Below are 18,083 nucleotides of genomic sequence, written 5' to 3' on the forward strand. Positions count from 1 at the left end.
CCATTCCTCATCCGCGTCTAGTTTGTGCTGCGTTTATACTTTGTACGGCAACGCACAGTCTATAGTCACATTGTGCTGTAGCCTATTAAAGCTGGAATTGCCGATTTACTCTAAATGTGACGAACTTTTGACTGCTTGCCAAATTAAAGGAGAAATACAAATGGTTTTTTTAAAGACATTTATAACATTAATATTTTTCATTATTTTCCTCACAGATCATTGCACTTCCCGCCTGCGGCAAGCCGCATTCGGCAGAGACGATGGGAAAAAATAGATGGGCAATCGGGAAGCAGGGGATGCCAGCAATAAAAGCTCATCGGTAGATAAATCAGCATCATTGAACAGATTTAGCGGCCAGTTGTTGTATTTTACTCAATGGTTGCGCTACGGTACTCATCATTACTTCCCTGATTTTCTTGCTTACCGAATTGCCCCAGTGGCCCCGTTTCCAGCAGTTGTGCAAATTGCTCCGCAATAATCGGCCGGCTAAATAAATACCCCTGCCCTTCTTCACAATGCTGTGTTTTCAGAAAGGCTAACTGATCCTGTTTCTCTATACCTTCGGCAATTACCAATTGTTTAAGGCTGGCGCCCATGGCAATGACCGCGCTCGCGATGATTCCATTATCACAACTGATATCCCGCACAAACGATTGGTCGATTTTGAGGATATCAATCGAAAATTGATGCAGATAACTCAAACTGGAGTAGCCTGTGCCAAAATCATCTACCGCCAGCTGTATCCCCATATTCTTAAGTTGCTGAAGTATCAGGTTGCTGGATTCGACATCGCGCATCAACACGCTTTCGGTAATTTCCAGTTGCAGGCGACGGGGATCAAACCCAGTTTCGTTCAAAATTAATTGCACGCCCGCAACGAAATCTTTGAAGCGAAATTCCAGCGCCGAGATATTCACGGCGATTGATCCCAGTTTCAGTCCCGCTGCTTCCCAGCGCATAGCCTGCGCGCAGGCTTCACGTAACACCCAGCGGCCAATCGGCACGATCAAGCCGCAATCTTCTGCAATTTGCACAAACCGATCCGGCAGCACTAAACCCCATTCCGGATGCTGCCAACGCAACAATGCCTCGGTACCGGTGATCTTCCCGCTATCCAGGTTGACCTTGGGCTGGTAATACAAGACGAATTCCTGGCGCGTCAGCGCATACCGGAGATGCGTCTCAATGGCTAATCGCTCAAACGCACGGAGGTTCATGTCATTCTTGAAAAACTGGTAATTGTTCCGGCCTCTTTCCTTCGCGTGATACATCGCGATATCCGCATTCTTGATCAATGTTTCCGGGTCCTGACCATCTACGGGATAAACACTGATTCCGATGCTGGTCGTTACATATAGAACATGTTCAGCAATAGCGTGTGGCTTTGCCAGCACAGCCAGTATCTTGTCAGCAGTCAAGGCAGCATCTTGTGCGTGCTTGTCCTGTGTCAGCAGAATCACGAATTCGTCCCCGCCCAGCCGGCTAACCGTATCGGAACTACGCACACAGGTGCTCAGGTCTTGTGCTATGGATTGCAGGAGCTGATCGCCGGTTGCATGTCCGAGCGAATCATTAATGTGCTTGAAATTATCCAGATCTAGAAATAGCAGGGCAAGGCTAGTACCACGCCGTTTTGCCAACTCTATGGCTTGAGTGATACGATCATGCAGCAATGCGCGGTTCGGCAAATTAGTCAGCGAATCGTGCTGCGCCAGATAGGCCATTTTCGCGACTATCGCCCGCGCTGGCGTGACATCGTGGAACACAATCACTGCGCCACGTATCCGCCCGCTTGAATCGTGGATCGGTGCGGCGGAATCTTCAATCACCACTTCGCTTCCGTCACGCTGGATCAAAATCGTATCCGCAGCCAATGTCATCGGCTTGTCTTGCTGCAACACCACCTCGACCGGATTTGTCACTGGGTTGTAAGTCTTGCCATTACTAATTCGCATCACTTCGCGAATTGGATGCCCGCGTGCTTCTTCTTTCAACCATCCGGTCATATTCTCCGCTGCAATATTTAAATAATCGATATTGCCCTCCATATCCGTGCTGATGACTGCATCGCTGATGGAGTTGAGCGTGATTTCAGCGCGGGTTCTCTCTATGAAGAGAGACTCCTCGATGGCCTTGCGCTGGATGATATTACGAAGCGAGTGCGGTACCAGAGTGTTGCTAAAGTAATCTTTCGACAGATGACCTTGCGCGCCGCGCAGCATTGTTTCCTTCGCAAGCATTTTATTATCTGTCGCATGGAGCGTTAAGATCGGTGTTTGAGGCACGGCCGCGAACAGCTGATCAAATGTTGCAATGCCTTGACTGTCGGGCAGAAACAAATCCACTAGAATAGCGTCGATATCACCTACCTGCAGCCGCTCAAGTCCATCGGAGAGGCATGTGACCCATTCAGTGTCGAATGCGCCATCTTCTGCTTCGCCAAGCACAATCATCAGCGACTCGGCGTCAGTGGCATCGCGCGTGATAATCAGAATTCGATTCGCCATGCGATCTTTTCTCAAAGTAAGGGTAAGTGACTCATAGGCTTGGTTAAGCTAGCTCTCGCCCGCCCATTTTGTTGCAACGGCACGCAATTGAAAGATAAGCGGAATTTAATCTTCAGGTGGAGCTTCGTGTAGCTATTGCCGCTACTTTTTACCTTTGCCGACTTCGTGACCGACGACGCCACCAACCGCTGCGCCGCCAACCGTTCCGAGAGCGCTTCCACCGGTAAGGGCAGCACCACCGACAGCGCCAACGCCAGCGCCGATCGCAGTGTTCCTATCCCGCGCTGACATCCCGGCACAACCATTTAAGCTGAGTATCACAGCGACAACTAACGTAGTGATTGAAAATCTTCGTATTGTTTTCATTGGACACCTCTTTATTAAACATATGGATAAAAGGAAATTCTTATGTTTTTAATATTATTCTCAACACCCATGAACATCCGTGCGCTGTCGCACATACTCAATATACGATCCCTGCAATAATTTGATTGGGTAAATGTTTTTTTCTCCGCTTCCTGATAACCGTCTGCTAGACCGGATGATCGCAAATTAATAATTCCTGTTCCTATAAGAAATAGTCAGTTGGGGAATAGATGGATGACAAAAAAATGCCCTCGTGGTTAAACGTTATTCAAGTTAAATTTTTAAAAAATAAGGAATACTATGCACCTTCTGCCAATCATCGCATTCATGCTATTTGGGTCATCCATTGTGAATGCTGCAACGCCTGATGATTCCTATATCGCTGGTTACGCTGCAGGAATTCTCAAACATCAGTTCCTAATTGATGCGCCTGCAGTAATTGTACGTAACGGTACTATTACGATACCAGCCGATAAAGTATCAGCAGGAGATCGCGCCAAAGTTGTGCAGATACTTTCCGAGATTCCAGGCGTCACCCGAGTGGAAGTGGGAGAACACGCCGTTCAGCGATCTGTCGCAACCGCTTCCGTGCCGGATAAAGAAATCACCCCAAAAAAAAGCGCACCTGTAATAGGCTCAACACTGCTAGCTACGGGTTTTCTGCCAGAAGGCCATTTGTTTAAGCCGTTACTCGCCGATCCACGGTGGGCTCATTTCTCAGCCGCTTATCGCAATTATGTAGGCAACGAGATTGATGGAAATAACAATGGCTCAGTTAGTTTCGGTGAAACGATACCGTTTTATCGCGCTAATATCGGGCGATCCATTGTGCAATGGGAAACAGGTATTCAGGCCGCCGTCTTTAGTGACTTTAATCTGGGTGCTTCTTCAAAAGATCTCATCAACACGGATTTTATTGCGTCAGCCTATTCCAGTATGCGCGCGAAAGACGCATCGGCGTTTGCCCGTATCTATCATCAAAGCTCTCATCTTGGCGATGAATTTTTACTGAGATCACAAACCAGCCTGGAACGCGTCAACCTTAGCTACGAAGGCATCGATCTCAAACTTTCTTATGAGCTTCCCTATGGGGTAAGAGTCTATGGCGGAGGCGGTGGTATTTTTCACAAAGAACCATCGACTATCAAGCCTTGGTCAGTGCAATATGGGATGGAATTTAGAAGTCCATGGCGCATAGAAAGCGCAGCAATGCGTCCAATTATGGCGGTTGACGTCAAGAATCATGAGCAAAACAATTGGAACGCCGATATATCCGCCCGGGCTGGCGTGCAATTCGATAATTTTCAGACCTTCAACAGAAAATTTCAAGTGTTGGCCGAATATTTCAATGGCAATTCTCCTACTGGTCAGTTTTTTAGGGAGAAAGTCGAATACATCGGCCTCGGGCTACATTACCATTATTAGCCCGGCTTGAATCCCATTCCTTTTGCTATGAGACCACTATCATGCACCCATTAGTCCCCTACCCAACTTTGCCAATTCTTGCAATACTTTTGTCAAGCTTAGTGCTTGTAACCTCTTGCAGTACCCCGCAAGACAGCACGATCGCGAATACAAAACTATCTGACAGTCAATCGGTGCTAGCCAGTAACATCGAATTTGACGCAGAACTCGGCGAATCACCGTGGCCGAAAGAGGGAGCAACAACGTTGGCCATCACGGAAAGTATTCAGCAAACGATCAAGTCACGCTATGCAAACGATCTTCCCGCGCTTCGCCATGTTCACTCTAAAGCACATGGCTGTGTACTGGCAGATTTTCAGGTTAATCAGACACTGCAGGATGAGCATCAGCACGGCATCTTCCAGTCTGGTGCGAGCTATAAGGCTTGGATTCGCTTTTCAAACGGCGACAGTGATGCAACACGCGAAGATAAAGAAGGTGACGGGCGCGGCATGGCAATCAAACTGATGGGTGTTCCCGGGGAAAAACTCTTGCCCGACGAGAGCCATACTCAGGATTTCGTGATGATCAATCACCCTGTATTCTTCATCAACGATCCACAGAAATATCTGAGTCTGATCGAGTCGCTCAGCAGTTCCAATCTGCTGGCTCGATTGTCCGCACCCCTTTCGCTCGGAATCGAAGGATCAATCATTGCGGCAAAAATCAATGGTAAGAAAATCAGAAGCCCGCTTTACGCGCGCTACTGGTCGATGGTGCCTTATCAGCTTGGCGCCGGCTCAAGCCGCCGCGCTATGAAATTTTCTGCAAAACCTTGCAGGCAATTGGACAACACTCCCCAATCAGATCAACTCGAAGATCCCAATTACCTGCGCACAGCAATGAAGAATCATCTCGACACAGATGCCGCTTGTTTCGATTTCCTGATTCAGACGCGAGATACTCGCACAGCGGCAGGCACAGCACTCAGCGTCGAGATGGCTACAAACGAATGGGAAGAGAGCGCAGCGCCTTTTTTCAAAGTCGCCACGATCACGATCCCCAAACAGGACTTTGATAAGCCGGAGCAGCACAAATTCTGTGAGAATCTTTCGTACACGCCCTGGCACTCAGTAATCGAACATCGTCCGCTCGGCGGGGTCAATCGAATCCGCAAAGTGGTTTACACATCCACTGCCAATCTCAGGCGCAGCATAAACGCTGTCAAGCCTGTTGAGCCGACGGGTAATGAAAGATGAAGTCGCCCATGTCAGGCACGAAGAAATTTCATAGGCCCTATCGGAATACGAATTTCCAAATGGTTAGTAAAGCCATTTTACACCCTGTTCTTTAACGATATTCCGGAAGTGACCAAGCTATTTGACATCAAACAAATGATTAAAGACGGTGAAGCGTTTGATTTTAATCACTTGCCTGATTACATTATCGAAAAAAGCTGGATTCCTTCCTACTTCAAAGTTTAAAAATTTGTAATTCTAAAGCAGCTATCTTACTGACAAGATTGGTTAATAAATCTCAGGCAGCCTGATTTGGTGGCAGGATCATCGGAAACTGCTCGGGGAAAATTTGTGTTAGATGGTCATTACGCAAAATTATTTGCGCCCCCTAAAAAGGGGTTCACAATTGTAAGTCATTTCCGTTTCAAATAAAGCACCCCACCGCAAGCAGAGGAGTGCTACCTGCGCTCTTTAATCTGCTGGTTTTCAACCAGCTCTCCGCCCCAAGGGGCGGTAAACCGAACCCTTAGAGATAAATTGTAGGGATATTCCCTTTCTATTTTCATTATCTAAGGTGTCTCGTAGTCATTACACTAGGTCTCATAGTATCGCAATCGATTCGAGAGTACCGTATTCGGAATGTGAGAAATGTAATGAAGCCTTTGCTGGAGCAGATGTCTAAAGCTATTTTGCAATGTGTCGTTGAATTGTGCCAATGCCTATGACCGCCGTCTCACACAATGGATTATGTAACGACTTAGTAGTATTGTTTCTTATAATTTCGCTGGAGAATACAAGAAATAAAATATAGCGCTTTTATTTTTGGTTTTGGAAATTTCATTCAACAGTTAATCGCGGAATAGCATTTCCTATATAATATATATTCTTATGTACTATACAGATATACAACAACCTAATGACAATAAAAAATAAGTATAAATGGACAATGTATGGCATTGTGATAGGAGCCTTCTTTTTCTGGTTCTCAATGCGTGAAATCGATACGCATTCTGCGTTAGAGAGTCTCCGGGCTGCTGAGTTGATGCCAGCTTTACTGGTTTTACCGGCTGGGATGTTATTCATGCTGATTAAGGCTTGGCGCTGGGCAGTTATTTTAGGGCCAGTGGCCCACGTAGGGATTTCTACTTTACATTCTGCAACTTATATCGGTACTGCAGCCAATCTAAGTATCGCTCATTCCGGGGAGATCGTCAGGGCTGTGCTGATTGGGCGGAGATCACACATTGCAACGACCGCGATCCTTGCATCGATAGGGGTCGAACGACTTTTTGATTTTATGGTGGTAGTGGCACTGTTCGGCGTCCTTTTAATTATTGACCCGCAGTTGCCGGAGTATGTTGCTATCGCTGGATTTATCGCCCTATTTATGGTTGGGGTAGGTTTGCTAACCATTGCGGTGCTTTCGACGCCTTCGAAAGTCCGATATCATTTAAGATTGTTGGTAATTAGTCTCCTCCCAGAGAAGTTTCTGGAACTAAGTAAAAGTCAACTCAAGCGTGGTCTTGTGGGTTTTTCAGCATTGAGCAATCCTGCTATAGTAATCAATGTCTTCTTGCTATCTGTATTACAATGGGCTTGCATTATCGGCGCAATCTGGTTATGTGTATATTCGGCTGGTTATACACTGACAATCGCGATGGCAATTTCAGTATGGGTCCTTCTGGTGATTGGCCTCACATTACCGTCCTCTCCAGCCCAATTGGGTACGACACAGTTAGCTTTTACATTAGGTCTTTCGATGGCACTTCATGAAACACAGATTCCCTTTGCAGCCTCAGTTATCTACACAGTCTGCTTGAATTTACCCTATATGCTTATTGGTATGATTTGTTGGATAAAGGTCGGCAAAATTGACAGACGAATTGCATCAAAAAAATGGTCTGCCGAAATCGATAGAAGAGGAAAAAAAATACAGCAAGATTCCGTAACAGTGCCAGTAGAGGAGAAGTCATTATGACCGCAAGATCAGGAGTTAATCGTAACAATGTGAAAACAATTCTGACACTCTTTGGAACCCGGCCAGAGATAATTAAGCTGGCACCGGTTATATGGGCTATTGAACGAAGTCACGACACTTTGCGCAGCATTAATGTTTCGTCCTCGCAGCATACAGACTTACTGCGACCCTTTATACACGAACTTGACATAAGCATTGATCATGACTTAGCGGTTATGATGCCTGGTCAAACGCCTAATGCCGTATTGGCGCGAGTGCTTGAAGCGCTAGAACCATTGCTTCAAGCGGAACGGCCAGATCTAGTTTTAGTTCAGGGTGACACGACAACAGCAATTGCCGGTGCATTGGCAGCTTTTTATGCACGGATACCCGTGGCTCACGTTGAAGCAGGCCTGCGCACTGGTAATCGCCATAGCCCATTCCCAGAAGAAATGAATCGTCGGCTAATTACTCAATTGGCGGATCTCCATTTCGCCGCCACCCCAAAGAATGTTGAGATTTTACTGTCTGAAGGTGTCCAGAAAAAATCTATTGTACTCACTGGAAACCCGGTTGTTGACGCACTCCAGCACATTCTTGCACGCTCTCCAGCTTCGTCGTCATTCTCTAAATTTCTTGACAGTTTTGCAGGTAAGCGTTTGATTGTACTGACGACACATCGTCGAGAGAATTTCGGACAGGTTATGTCATCACACCTGAAAGCGCTCCGGCGATTTGTAGGACGACATCAAGATGTTGAACTTGTTTTTCCAGTACACCCGAATCCATCGGTGCGTGCCGTGGTTGATGCTGAATTTACCGGTGCAGAGCGAATCCACTGCGTTGACCCGCTCAAATATGACGATTTTCTGCACTTACTCTCACGCGCATGGTTAGTGATCTCTGATTCCGGGGGTGTTCAAGAAGAGGCGCCTTCACTGGGTAAGCCACTGTTAATCCTGCGTGATACGACTGAACGGCCCGAAGTGATTGATTGTGGTATTGGGCGACTTGTCGGTCACTCAGGAGAGCGTCTTGAAGAGATGCTTGAGGCGACTCTTTTAGACAAATCATGGTTTGATACAGCGATTACTACGGAAAACCCATTTGGTAAAGGTAATGCCGGGGAACAGATCGCTTCGGCCGTCGCACAATTTCTAACTGCTGGAGAGGGTGGCGTATGATGAATCAAACACAACCTCCTCAAAATGGCAAGCCACTGGCTAGCCTGTCGTTGGATTTGGATAACGAGTGGGCCTACCTGAAGACACACGGTAACCCAGCTTGGGAATCCTATCCTTCATATCTCTCTACCGTTGTTCCACGAATGCTGCACGTACTTGCACATCGCAAGCTGCTAATCACGGTATTTGTAGTTGGCCAAGATGCGGCTCTCGAATACAACCACGAAGCGTTAGCACAAATTGCAAGTGCTGGGCACGAAATAGGAAATCACTCTCTGCGCCATGATCCTTGGTTGCACCTGTTCTCTGAACATGATCTCGAGCAGGAACTGGCAGAAGCTGAGCGGCACATCCAAGCCGCGACCGGTCAAAAGCCAATTGGTTTTCGCGGCCCAGGCTACAGTCAATCATCAACTATGCTGCGCGTGCTCGCTCGACGTGGCTATGCCTACGATGCCAGTTCATTGCCTAGTTTTATTGGTCCGATTGCGCGCGCCTATTATTTTGCGACCGGACAATTTAATGCCGAACAACGCGAACGCTTGAATCGTCTATTTGGCAGCTGGAAAGACGGACTCCGGCCACTCAAGCCATATCGCTGGCGTCTCAATGAAACTTCTTTGCTGGAAATGCCTGTAACGACTTTCCCGGGCATCCGCATTCCGATCCATTTGAGCTATGTGATGTATTTAGCCGGATTCTCCACAGTGCTGGCTCAAACCTATTTCAATACAGCACTATGGACGTGCCGACTGTTCGGCGTAGAGCCATCGATATTGCTACATCCGCTTGACTTTCTGGGTGGTGAAGATGTGCCCCGGCTGCAATTCTTTCCCTCCATGAGGATGAGTAGTCAACAGAAGATTGCCATAGTTGAACGATGTCTGGATAGTATGGTTCATCGATTCGATGTACGTTCAGTTGGTGAACACGCTGCAGTTGTAGCCACTCGAAAAAACTTAATGGAAGTCGAACCGAACGATTGATAATCCCCCTATTACAATGACAATGTGCTGAGGAAAAATGCTAGATAAAAAAATTACAGTAATGTTACCCGCATACAATGAGGAAAGAGATCTTCCCCCATTGTTGAGCCGAATCAAACTTGCCCTTGATGGATGGGCCGATTATCGAATTCTTGTGGTCGACGATGGTTCTCGTGATCGGACTGCACAGATTGTACGTGACGCAGCGGCACAAATGCCGGTAGAGCTGGTACAGCATCCTAAAAACATGGGCCTTGGTGCAGCAATGCGCACAGGTCTCAAGGCCTCGGCGCAAGAAAGTGATGTTGTGATTACATTGGACGCAGACAACTCGCAAGACCCAGGATTGATCAAAAGTATGGTAGAGCGCCTCGAAACAGGTTTTGACGTAGTCATTGCGTCTCGATTTCAACCTGGCGCACAGGAAATCGGTGTGCCACCGTTTCGTATTTTCCTGAGTCATCTTTCAAGCGCTGGAATTCGTACATTGATCCGTTATCCAGGCGTGCGTGACTACACCTGTGGATTTCGTGCTTACCGCGCCGAGACGCTACGTAATCTGATCGACAAGTTTGGTGACAACTTCATACGCGAAAATGGTTTTTCTTGTATGTTCGAGCTACTGCTGAACTTGCGCGCATTGCATGCTCGCGCCTCAGAAGTACCACTTATACTCCGATACGACCTTAAAGAAGGCGCCAGTAAGATGCGCATCCTGCCTACGATGTGGCGTTACTTAATTACATTGATTCGCGGATTGTTGCCGGTCTCCTGGCGTGTAGCATCAGAGCGAGAAAAACATGACCTTGATAAAAAATCCTAACGATATTGGCACTACTAATATATCCGGCATCATCGGCACATCATTGAACATTGCCGTGGTGGGTGGCGGAATCGGTGGCCTGGTCTCAGCTTATTTACTCGCCAAGGCAGGTGCACGCGTAACTGTCTACGAAGCCTCTGATCAGCTTGGCGGTCTGGGAACTTTCTTCCAGTATCGGAATGTATATCTTGAACGGTTTTATCATTGCATGTTGCCAAGTGATCGACACCTCCTTGGCGTTTTGCGCGAGCTCGGTCTCGAGGATGAGATTTATTGGAAAGAAACTAGTTTTGGGTTTATGCGCGATGGACAGCTGTATGGCCTCAATACGCCGCTCGAACTGTTACGATTCAGTCCGCTTTCCTTCGTTGATAGAATACGTGTTGGTCTGACCGGTTTGTGGGGAAGTGTTTGTTCATCAGATGGACTAGACGATGTAACTTGTGTTGAATGGTTGAGTAAGATTTCTGGGCATCGTGCCTTTGAAACCTTTTGGAAGCCAATGCTGCAAGCAAAATTCGGTGATCGTTATCATGAAGTCCCCGCTCTCTGGTTTTGGACACGCGTCAACCGTGAAAAAGGCGGTGGAAAAAAGGAATGCAAAGGATACATCCGTGGTGGCTACCGACGCATCATAGCTGCTTTGGTTGAAGCAATTGAAGCACGGGGCGGCACAATTAGATTACAAACGCCCATGGAGAAATTGGATCTTACGGAAGACGGACGACCGACAGTCCATGTCGCACAGGAAAATCCTCATGTGTATGATCGCGTTGTAGTAACAACTCCTATTTTTGCGCTACGCAAAGCAATGGCGGATGGTCAATTAGCTAGCGTTGCCGAACAAATTGACGCCGGAATCGATATGCAAGGCGTGGTTAATGCCGTGTTCACGTTGCGCCGTGGATTTACCAAGCATTATTGGGTTGCTACGATTGATGAAGAGATTCCGTTTCAGGGTATTGTGGAGAGTACGACACTGCTTGAGAAAACCGATACCGCTGGCATGCATTTGATTTATTTGATGAACTATGTACATCGTACGGACTTAAGGTTTCACCAAAGTGATGCTGAGATTTTGGATGCCTACATGGTCGGGCTGAAGCGGCTTTTTCCTGACCTTGTGGATGAAGATGTGATTGACCGGTTTGTGTTTCGGTCACCTTTCGTAGAGCCGATTTATACCACGGGTTATCAACGGCGCAAACCACCTACAACCTTGCTTCCGGGAAAATTATATTTAGCTACGACCACGCAAGTCTACCCGGTGGTTACTTCCTGGGATGGTGCCGCTGGTTTAGCACACAGGGTCATTGACGAACTGCTCAGTCAGGTATAATAGATCGGATGATTTAAATTTGGCAAAACAAAGTGATGAAGTGAATTAGGTATGGATTTCTGGAGAAAGTCAAAGTGAGTGGTGTAGCTCAATTGAGTTGATATAAGAGTCACGAAGAAAATACGTTTATTATCTGGTGCTTGACAGTATCTATGATTTCAGAGATTGGATTATTGCACTACGAGATCTTGAAAATACTCCCGTTCTAATAAAAAATATTACCTGATGGGATTGAATGATTACTAGTGCAGTTCCCAGTGCGAATCAGAATTAGGCCCAATTGACTAACATGGCGGCATTGGAACATAACAATGCTCAACACATTGTCCTGGAAAAATCAAAATCAGCAATCATTCCTTCCCATCATTATTTCTCGCTAAATATACAGAAAAGCCTGCTGATCCTGAAGTTTACATCGAGTAATCAGGGTTAAGCGGCAGGAAAAAATTATCAAATCCGAATGAGAAAGATCTATTCGGCTTTGACAACGAGACAACTAAAGTAAGGATAGCCTTGAATTCCAAGTCGTACTCGCGCACTGCCAATGAACTTGACAATTTTTCTTGGTTCTCTTTACGCATTGCCTGTGTGTTGCTTATAGTATTCTTTACTGCATTGTTGTTCCATTCTGATCTGGCTCCTCTCGAAGAAACTCACTGGGATGCAGTGATCTACGTGGACATTTCCAAAAGAGCGGCAGAGACACCAATGTTGGCCGACTATCGTCAACATGCTCATGATATCCCGCTTCAACCAAACCGTTTGCTTTGGCACTTTACACGCATTGGGCATGTTCTTTTACTCGGTGAAGTTGGTCGGCTATTTGGTACAACTGAAACTGCGCTTGTAGCAATGCAATGGTTGTATCGAGTCTTCATGGCACTGGGTGTAACCCTTTGTGTAGTTCTTGGTTCGCGCTTGGCCGTCCTATTTCGATCTAAAAAACCCGATTCTATTTGGTGGGCAGGTTACTCCGTTGGGGCATTGTCCTATATTGCCTCAGATAGTTATCGTGGACTTCAAGGACACTTACTGAGCGAACCCCCAGCGTTCGTAATCTTGGCTTTGTTCGCTGTGATGTTAGTGCGAGCTGTTGAGCGCCGATCTCTAGCAATCGGAGCTTTTGCGGGTTGTTTGCTTTTCTTGGTTTTTTTCATCCGAATTGATGCAACTTTGCCGGGAATAATTTTCTCAACGGTATTGTTAGCGGCACTAATAATGTCGAAAAAGTTTGATGCTGTTCCAAGCATCATCGCCGCTGGCTTGGTTTCGTTGTGCCTTTACGTGATATATGCATGGTGGTTTTCCCCACTAGTCAATCTGCAAACCTTAGCGAACTTCTCCTCTGCAACTAAGGAATTGTTTTCTGGGGCACCAGTCATGAGTTTATTTAAAATTGCAATTGCCGGCGGATTGCTGTGGGTAGGGGCTTGCGCGGCGGTGCCGATGTGGCGCGATCCTTTGGTTCGTTTTGCAATGGCATGGCTTGTATTAGCACTACTTCCTATGGTGGTTGATAGTTTGAATGGGCGCGCAGTTCAAACACGTATGAGTTTTGATATAGTACTGCCACTTCTGGTTCTTTGTGGTGAGGGCTGGAGTTCGATTCTGCAAAATTTTATCAAGCAGCGAATAATTCGCCCTTTGTTAATAGCATCGGGTATTCTGATGGTCATCGCATTTGCTCCCAATTCCCTGATACAGCAAGAAACCCGTAACTTGGTAATTAGCTATCTGCCATCTGAAATTCACAGACACCTATTTCCTTCATTGGTGAGAAATGCCACTATCGGGCCTGCTTCACCGTATCAAGATTCAAGGCTGGGTCTCCTCGTTCGTCCAATATCTGAGCGCCGAACCTTTGAGTATTCAAAAATACGAGTATTAGGAGATTATTTATATGTTCCTGAAAGACCAGCTTATTTATTATGGCCAGATTACAATGTCGGATATTTATTCGGACTCGAAAGCTACATAGGACTAATCCGGTATTTTGGTAAAAAATATCCAGAAAATTCCGATATTTTTTTAACAAAACTTCCGAACCAAGATAAACCCATCCCTTGTACTGCGCGAGTTCCAACGCTATTGGAACCTTTGGTATTTTGTACAACCCTTGTCTATTCGGATTTGGAGGTTTTGCGGAGAAACAAAATTCCTTTGTATATTCTTAGTGTCGATGGATACCCTTTACCAGATATGCCTCCATTAAAACTTAAAGTTCTCCTGTCAGAACCACCTTTTGTGCTGTATGGGATTGCTGAGTAGTAGTGATTCGTCGGGTTGTCGGTCTTTTACCAAAAAAGCTCATAGATAGAGACTTTGGGAATCGCAAGTTGAACTTGTGATTCTCCGTAGCCTTGCCACGGGGATAGGTACAGGACGCGCGGAGCAAATTTATTTATGCCATCGAACTGATGGTCTTGCGAAAGCGAGCAAGAGCCAGAATGAAAAACACCGTGCCAATCGCTAACAGCGCAAGTAATTGTGGCCAAATGATGAAAAATCCAGCCCCACGATACAAGATGGCTTGGGAAAGCGAGACAAAATGAGTGGTCGGTGCCACCAGCATGATGTTCTGAACCAGCTCAGGCATACTTTCGCGTGGAGTAAGTCCGCCAGACAGCATCTCTAGGGGCAGCAAAATAATCAACAATAGTAAACCAAGTTGCGGCATCGACCGTGCCACGGTGCCCAGGAGAATACCTAGCGATGTGGTGGTGAAAAGAAAGAGAGTCATACTGGCCAAAAATAGAGTCAACGAGCCTTGTAGCGGCACTTCGAGCAGCCCTTGTACGATGACAATCATAGACACCATTCCAGCGATGATACTTTGCCGTCATCCATTGCCACCAGCCAGTCGAAACGCTCCGCTTCATCCATGTAAGCGGTGGAAACGAGTACACTCATTCCCTCTCGCCGGTTTCGTAGCCGAGCGATTAGATCCCAGAACAAAGCGCGCGATAGCGGATCGACGCCAGTGGTCGGCTCATCCAATACCAACAAGTCGGGATCGTGAATCAGCGCTCAGCACAGAGCGAGTTTCTGTTTCATGCCCCCGGATAATTTGCCAGCAGGGCGCTCCTTAAACGGCGCCAAGCCAGTACTATCCAGCAGTTCGTCGATACGGCGAAGTCGCTCGGTTTTCTGGTGCCCAAATAAACGACCAAAAAAATCAATATTCTCAAATACCGATAGGGTCAGATACAGATTCTTGCCTAATCCTTGCGGCATATAAGCAATACGCGGACATACTGTTATGCGATGATTGGCATCGGCGATATCTCCACCCAGCGTTTCGATTTTTCCGGTTTGTAGTTTACGTGCGCCGGTCAGCAACGCCATCAGGCTGGATTTACCAACACCATCTGGTCCGATCAGGCCAACCATGCGGTTTGCAGGAATTTCCAGATTCAGGTTGTCAAGTGCTACCGTATTGCCGTAACGTAAACTAACCCCATTTATACGTACTACCAGAGCTGTTAACGCCTCCTGGTTCATTTTGGCAATTTGATTTCGAGGTTTGTTGGCCATGCGGCGGCCGAGTCAAGTTTTACATAGGCCATACCCGGCACACCGGTCTTCACTTGATCGATATGCTGTTTCAGCAAATGGGGATCGATTCTCGCACGCACACGAAACATCAACTTGAGTCGTTCGCTCTCGGTTTCTACCGTTTTCGGCGTAAACTGAGCAACGCTGGCGACAAAACTGGCTTAGGCCGGTATGACATAATTTGGCAACGCTGCTTTGCATCCCGTTAAACTCATCAAGACAAATAGCCAACTTGCCTTATACGTCATGATATTTTGAATAGATTATCCGTGGAAAAGTATTATCACAAGCGAATCTCACCTATGTGCAACGGCTACACGCGTGCTCCGTTTTATCCTGCAAAAATTGCAATAATCGTGAAATTATCCTTCCCATTTCCAATTAAGGATTTCCGGCATGTCCTCGCCGTATTGATTAATATATTGTTTGTGCTCGATCAATTTGTCGCGGATCGCTTGTTTGACGTAAGCCGCGCGTGAACCGAGTTGCGGCACGCGGTCAATAACATCGGCGACGAGGTGAAAACGGTCCAGATCGTTCATCACTACCATGTCAAACGGCGTCGAAGTCGTACCTTCTTCCTTGTAGCCACGCACATGCAGGTTATCGTGGTTGGTACGGCGATAAGTAAGCCGGTGAATTAACCATGGATAACCGTGATAAGCGAAAATGATGGGTTTATCTTTGGTGAACAGGTCATCAAAATCTTTATCGCTCAAGCCATGCGGATGTTCGCTTTGCGGCTGGAGACTCATCAAGTCGACCACGTTGATGACCCGTATTTTCAGTTTGGGAAAATGTTTCCACAGCAGCTCGACGGCAGCCAGAGTTTCTATCGTCGGCGCATCACCGGCGCACGCCATGACGACATCCGGTTCTTCACCCTGGTCATTACTGGCCCATTCCCAGATGCCGATGCCCGCGGTGCAATGTTTGATGGCTGCATCCATGTCAAGCCACTGCGGCTGAGGTTGCTTACCGGCGACGATCACATTCACGTAATTACGGCTCCGCAGGCAATGATCGGTGACAGACAACAGCGTATTTGCGTCGGGCGGCAGATAGACGCGGATGATTTCCGCTTTCTTATTGATAACGTGGTCGATGAAGCCGGGATCCTGATGACTGAAACCGTTGTGATCCTGCCGCCACACATGAGAGGAAAGCAGGTAGTTCAACGATGCAATCGGCCGCCGCCACGGAATTTCATTCGCCACCTTGAGCCACTTGGCGTGCTGATTGAACATCGAATCGATGATGTGAATGAAGGCTTCATAGCAGGAAAAAAAGCCGTGGCGGCCGGTGAGCAAATAGCCTTCCAGCCAGCCTTCGCACTGATGTTCGCTTAACATCTCCATGATCCGGCCGTCGGGTGCAACGTGGTCATCACCTGGAACAATTTCTGCCGTCGAACAACGGTTCGTCACCTCAAATACCGCACCCCAGCGGTTCGAAGCCGTCTCATCCGGACTGAACACACGGAAATTGGTGGCATTCAATTTTACAACGTCACGGATGAATTCGCCCTGGGTACGTGTCGCTTCAGCGGTTACGGTACCGGGCTTCGTCACTTTCACTGCATAGTCGCGAAAATCCGGCAGGCGTAAATCACTTAACAGCAAACCACCGTTAGCATGCGGATTGGCGCCCATACGACGGATGCCTTGCGGAGCTAATTCGGCGAGTTCGGCAAGGAGTTTCCCGGTTTCGTCGAATAATTCCTGTGGGCGATAACGCTTCAGCCATTTTTCCAGAATCTTCGCATGCCCCGGCTGGCTCATGTCACCCATCGGCACCTGGTGGGAACGAAAAGTCCCCTCGGTTGGTTTTCCATCCACGACTTTCGGACCAGTCCAGCCCTTCGGCGAGCGCAGGATGATCATCGGCCAATGCGGACGCTTCGTGAAGCCATGCGTGCGGGCGTCGCGCTGGATGCTCTGGATGTTGGCGATCACAGTGTCGAGTGTTGCCGCCATACGCTGGTGCATTTCCAACGGATCATCGCCTTCGACGAAATACGGCGTATAACCGTAACCACGGAACAATGCTTCCAGCTCATCGCGGGGAATGCGTGCCAGCACCGTTGGCCCGGCAATCTTGTAGCCGTTCAAGTGCAAGATGGGCAATACCGCGCCATCGTGAACCGGATTGAGAAATTTGTTCGAGTGCCAGCTCGTGGCGAGCGGACCGGTTTCCGCTTCACCATCGCCGACCACACACGCGACCAGCAGGTCGGGATTATCGAATGCTGCACCAAAAGCGTGCGACAGCGAATAACCCAACTCTCCACCTTCATGAATCGAGCCGGGTGTCTCCGGTGCAACATGGCTGGGAATCCCTCCGGGGAAGGAGAACTGCTTGAATAGCCGCTGCATGCCATCCTCGTCTTGCGAGATATTTGGATAAACCTCGCTATACGTGCCTTCCAGATAAGTGTTGGCGACCAGTCCCGGTCCACCATGCCCCGGACCGGTGATGTAGATGATACTGAGATCGTGTTCTTTGATGATTCGATTCAGATGCACATAGATGAAATTTAGCCCCGGTGTCGTGCCCCAGTGACCCAACAGGCGTGGTTTAATGTGCGCCAGCGTGAGTGGCTGCTTCAGTAAGGGATTATCGAAGAGATAAATCTGTCCAACTGACAGGTAGTTTGCAGCGCGCCAATACGCATCCATCTTGTGCAGCAATTCCGGAGAGAGTGACTTGGTATTTTTTTTCATA

Annotated in this window: 12 protein-coding genes and 2 pseudogenes; 8 read left to right on the forward strand and 6 right to left on the reverse strand. The window is 47.6% G+C overall.

Going from position 1 to position 18,083, the window contains the following annotated elements:
- Positions 1–368 precede the first annotated feature (368 nt).
- Entirely contained in the window at positions 369–2,507 is a 2,139-nt protein-coding gene (locus K2P83_RS00435; RefSeq protein ID WP_292925890.1) for an EAL domain-containing protein, read from the reverse strand.
- Between the two features lie 141 nt (positions 2,508–2,648).
- A complete protein-coding gene (locus K2P83_RS00440) occupies positions 2,649–2,873 on the reverse strand; it encodes a glycine zipper 2TM domain-containing protein (RefSeq protein WP_292925891.1) in 225 nt (74 codons plus the stop codon).
- Between the two features lie 300 nt (positions 2,874–3,173).
- On the opposite strand from K2P83_RS00440, the gene K2P83_RS00445 reads away from it, so the two are divergent.
- The 8 genes from K2P83_RS00445 to K2P83_RS00480 all read left to right on the forward strand — a co-directional run bounded on the left by K2P83_RS00445 (position 3,174) and on the right by K2P83_RS00480 (position 14,072).
- Positions 3,174–4,298: a DUF1207 domain-containing protein gene (locus tag K2P83_RS00445; RefSeq protein ID WP_292925892.1), complete on the forward strand. Its 1,125-nt coding sequence runs from the start codon at positions 3,174–3,176 to the stop codon at positions 4,296–4,298.
- A 41-nt stretch (positions 4,299–4,339) separates the two neighbouring features.
- Positions 4,340–5,536: a catalase family protein gene (locus K2P83_RS00450; protein ID WP_292925893.1), complete on the forward strand. Its 1,197-nt coding sequence runs from the start codon at positions 4,340–4,342 to the stop codon at positions 5,534–5,536.
- 895 nt (positions 5,537–6,431) lie between these two features.
- Positions 6,432–7,493, forward strand: coding sequence for a lysylphosphatidylglycerol synthase transmembrane domain-containing protein (locus K2P83_RS00455; RefSeq protein WP_292925894.1), 1,062 nt, complete (start codon positions 6,432–6,434; stop codon positions 7,491–7,493).
- Positions 7,490–8,656, forward strand: coding sequence for a UDP-N-acetylglucosamine 2-epimerase (non-hydrolyzing) (gene wecB, locus K2P83_RS00460; protein WP_292925895.1), 1,167 nt, complete (start codon positions 7,490–7,492; stop codon positions 8,654–8,656). Before K2P83_RS00455 ends, wecB begins: the two co-directional genes overlap by 4 nt.
- On the forward strand, positions 8,653–9,642 hold the full coding sequence (locus K2P83_RS00465; protein WP_292925896.1) for a polysaccharide deacetylase family protein: 990 nt from the start codon (positions 8,653–8,655) through the stop codon (positions 9,640–9,642). Before wecB ends, K2P83_RS00465 begins: the two co-directional genes overlap by 4 nt.
- A 37-nt stretch (positions 9,643–9,679) precedes the next feature.
- Positions 9,680–10,465 carry a glycosyltransferase family 2 protein gene (locus K2P83_RS00470; protein ID WP_292925898.1) on the forward strand — a complete coding sequence of 262 codons (786 nt, stop codon included), beginning with the start codon at positions 9,680–9,682 and terminating at the stop codon, positions 10,463–10,465.
- Positions 10,443–11,804, forward strand: a complete 1,362-nt coding sequence (locus K2P83_RS00475; RefSeq protein WP_292925899.1) for an FAD-dependent oxidoreductase — start codon at positions 10,443–10,445, stop codon at positions 11,802–11,804. Before K2P83_RS00470 ends, K2P83_RS00475 begins: the two co-directional genes overlap by 23 nt.
- Positions 11,805–12,317: 513 nt before the next feature.
- Positions 12,318–14,072 carry a hypothetical protein gene (locus tag K2P83_RS00480; protein WP_292925900.1) on the forward strand — a complete coding sequence of 585 codons (1,755 nt, stop codon included), beginning with the start codon at positions 12,318–12,320 and terminating at the stop codon, positions 14,070–14,072.
- A gap of 133 nt (positions 14,073–14,205) precedes the next feature.
- Here the strand turns inward: K2P83_RS00480 and K2P83_RS00485 are convergent, their stop codons facing one another.
- The 4 genes and pseudogenes from K2P83_RS00485 to K2P83_RS00500 all read right to left on the reverse strand — a co-directional run bounded on the left by K2P83_RS00485 (position 14,206) and on the right by K2P83_RS00500 (position 18,082).
- Positions 14,206–14,613: an ABC transporter permease gene (locus K2P83_RS00485; RefSeq protein WP_292925902.1), complete on the reverse strand. Its 408-nt coding sequence runs from the start codon at positions 14,611–14,613 to the stop codon at positions 14,206–14,208.
- Positions 14,614–14,633: 20 nt separating this feature from the next.
- Positions 14,634–15,305, reverse strand: a pseudogene (locus tag K2P83_RS00490) (ATP-binding cassette domain-containing protein); the annotation flags it as partial.
- Positions 15,302–15,550, reverse strand: a pseudogene (locus K2P83_RS00495) (glycoside hydrolase family 43); the annotation flags it as partial. The pseudogenes K2P83_RS00495 and K2P83_RS00490, both read right to left, overlap by 4 nt.
- A gap of 171 nt (positions 15,551–15,721) precedes the next feature.
- Positions 15,722–18,082 carry a phosphoketolase family protein gene (locus K2P83_RS00500; protein ID WP_292925903.1) on the reverse strand — a complete coding sequence of 787 codons (2,361 nt, stop codon included), beginning with the start codon at positions 18,080–18,082 and terminating at the stop codon, positions 15,722–15,724.
- Between the last annotated feature and the right edge of the window lies 1 nt (position 18,083).

Origin of the sequence: Nitrosomonas sp. (assembly GCF_019752415.1) — a bacterium.
GTDB lineage: Bacteria > Pseudomonadota > Gammaproteobacteria > Burkholderiales > Nitrosomonadaceae > Nitrosomonas.

Coding starts and splice junctions, on each gene's coding strand:
- K2P83_RS00435 (WP_292925890.1), bottom strand. CDS start 2,507: ATGGCGAATCGAATTCTGATTATCACGCGCGATGCCACTGACGCCGAG.
- K2P83_RS00440 (WP_292925891.1), bottom strand. CDS start 2,873: ATGAAAACAATACGAAGATTTTCAATCACTACGTTAGTTGTCGCTGTG.
- K2P83_RS00445 (WP_292925892.1), top strand. CDS start 3,174: ATGCACCTTCTGCCAATCATCGCATTCATGCTATTTGGGTCATCCATT.
- K2P83_RS00450 (WP_292925893.1), top strand. CDS start 4,340: ATGCACCCATTAGTCCCCTACCCAACTTTGCCAATTCTTGCAATACTT.
- K2P83_RS00455 (WP_292925894.1), top strand. CDS start 6,432: ATGACAATAAAAAATAAGTATAAATGGACAATGTATGGCATTGTGATA.
- wecB (WP_292925895.1), top strand. CDS start 7,490: ATGACCGCAAGATCAGGAGTTAATCGTAACAATGTGAAAACAATTCTG.
- K2P83_RS00465 (WP_292925896.1), top strand. CDS start 8,653: ATGATGAATCAAACACAACCTCCTCAAAATGGCAAGCCACTGGCTAGC.
- K2P83_RS00470 (WP_292925898.1), top strand. CDS start 9,680: ATGCTAGATAAAAAAATTACAGTAATGTTACCCGCATACAATGAGGAA.
- K2P83_RS00475 (WP_292925899.1), top strand. CDS start 10,443: ATGACCTTGATAAAAAATCCTAACGATATTGGCACTACTAATATATCC.
- K2P83_RS00485 (WP_292925902.1), bottom strand. CDS start 14,613: ATGATTGTCATCGTACAAGGGCTGCTCGAAGTGCCGCTACAAGGCTCG.
- K2P83_RS00500 (WP_292925903.1), bottom strand. CDS start 18,082: ATGAAAAAAAATACCAAGTCACTCTCTCCGGAATTGCTGCACAAGATG.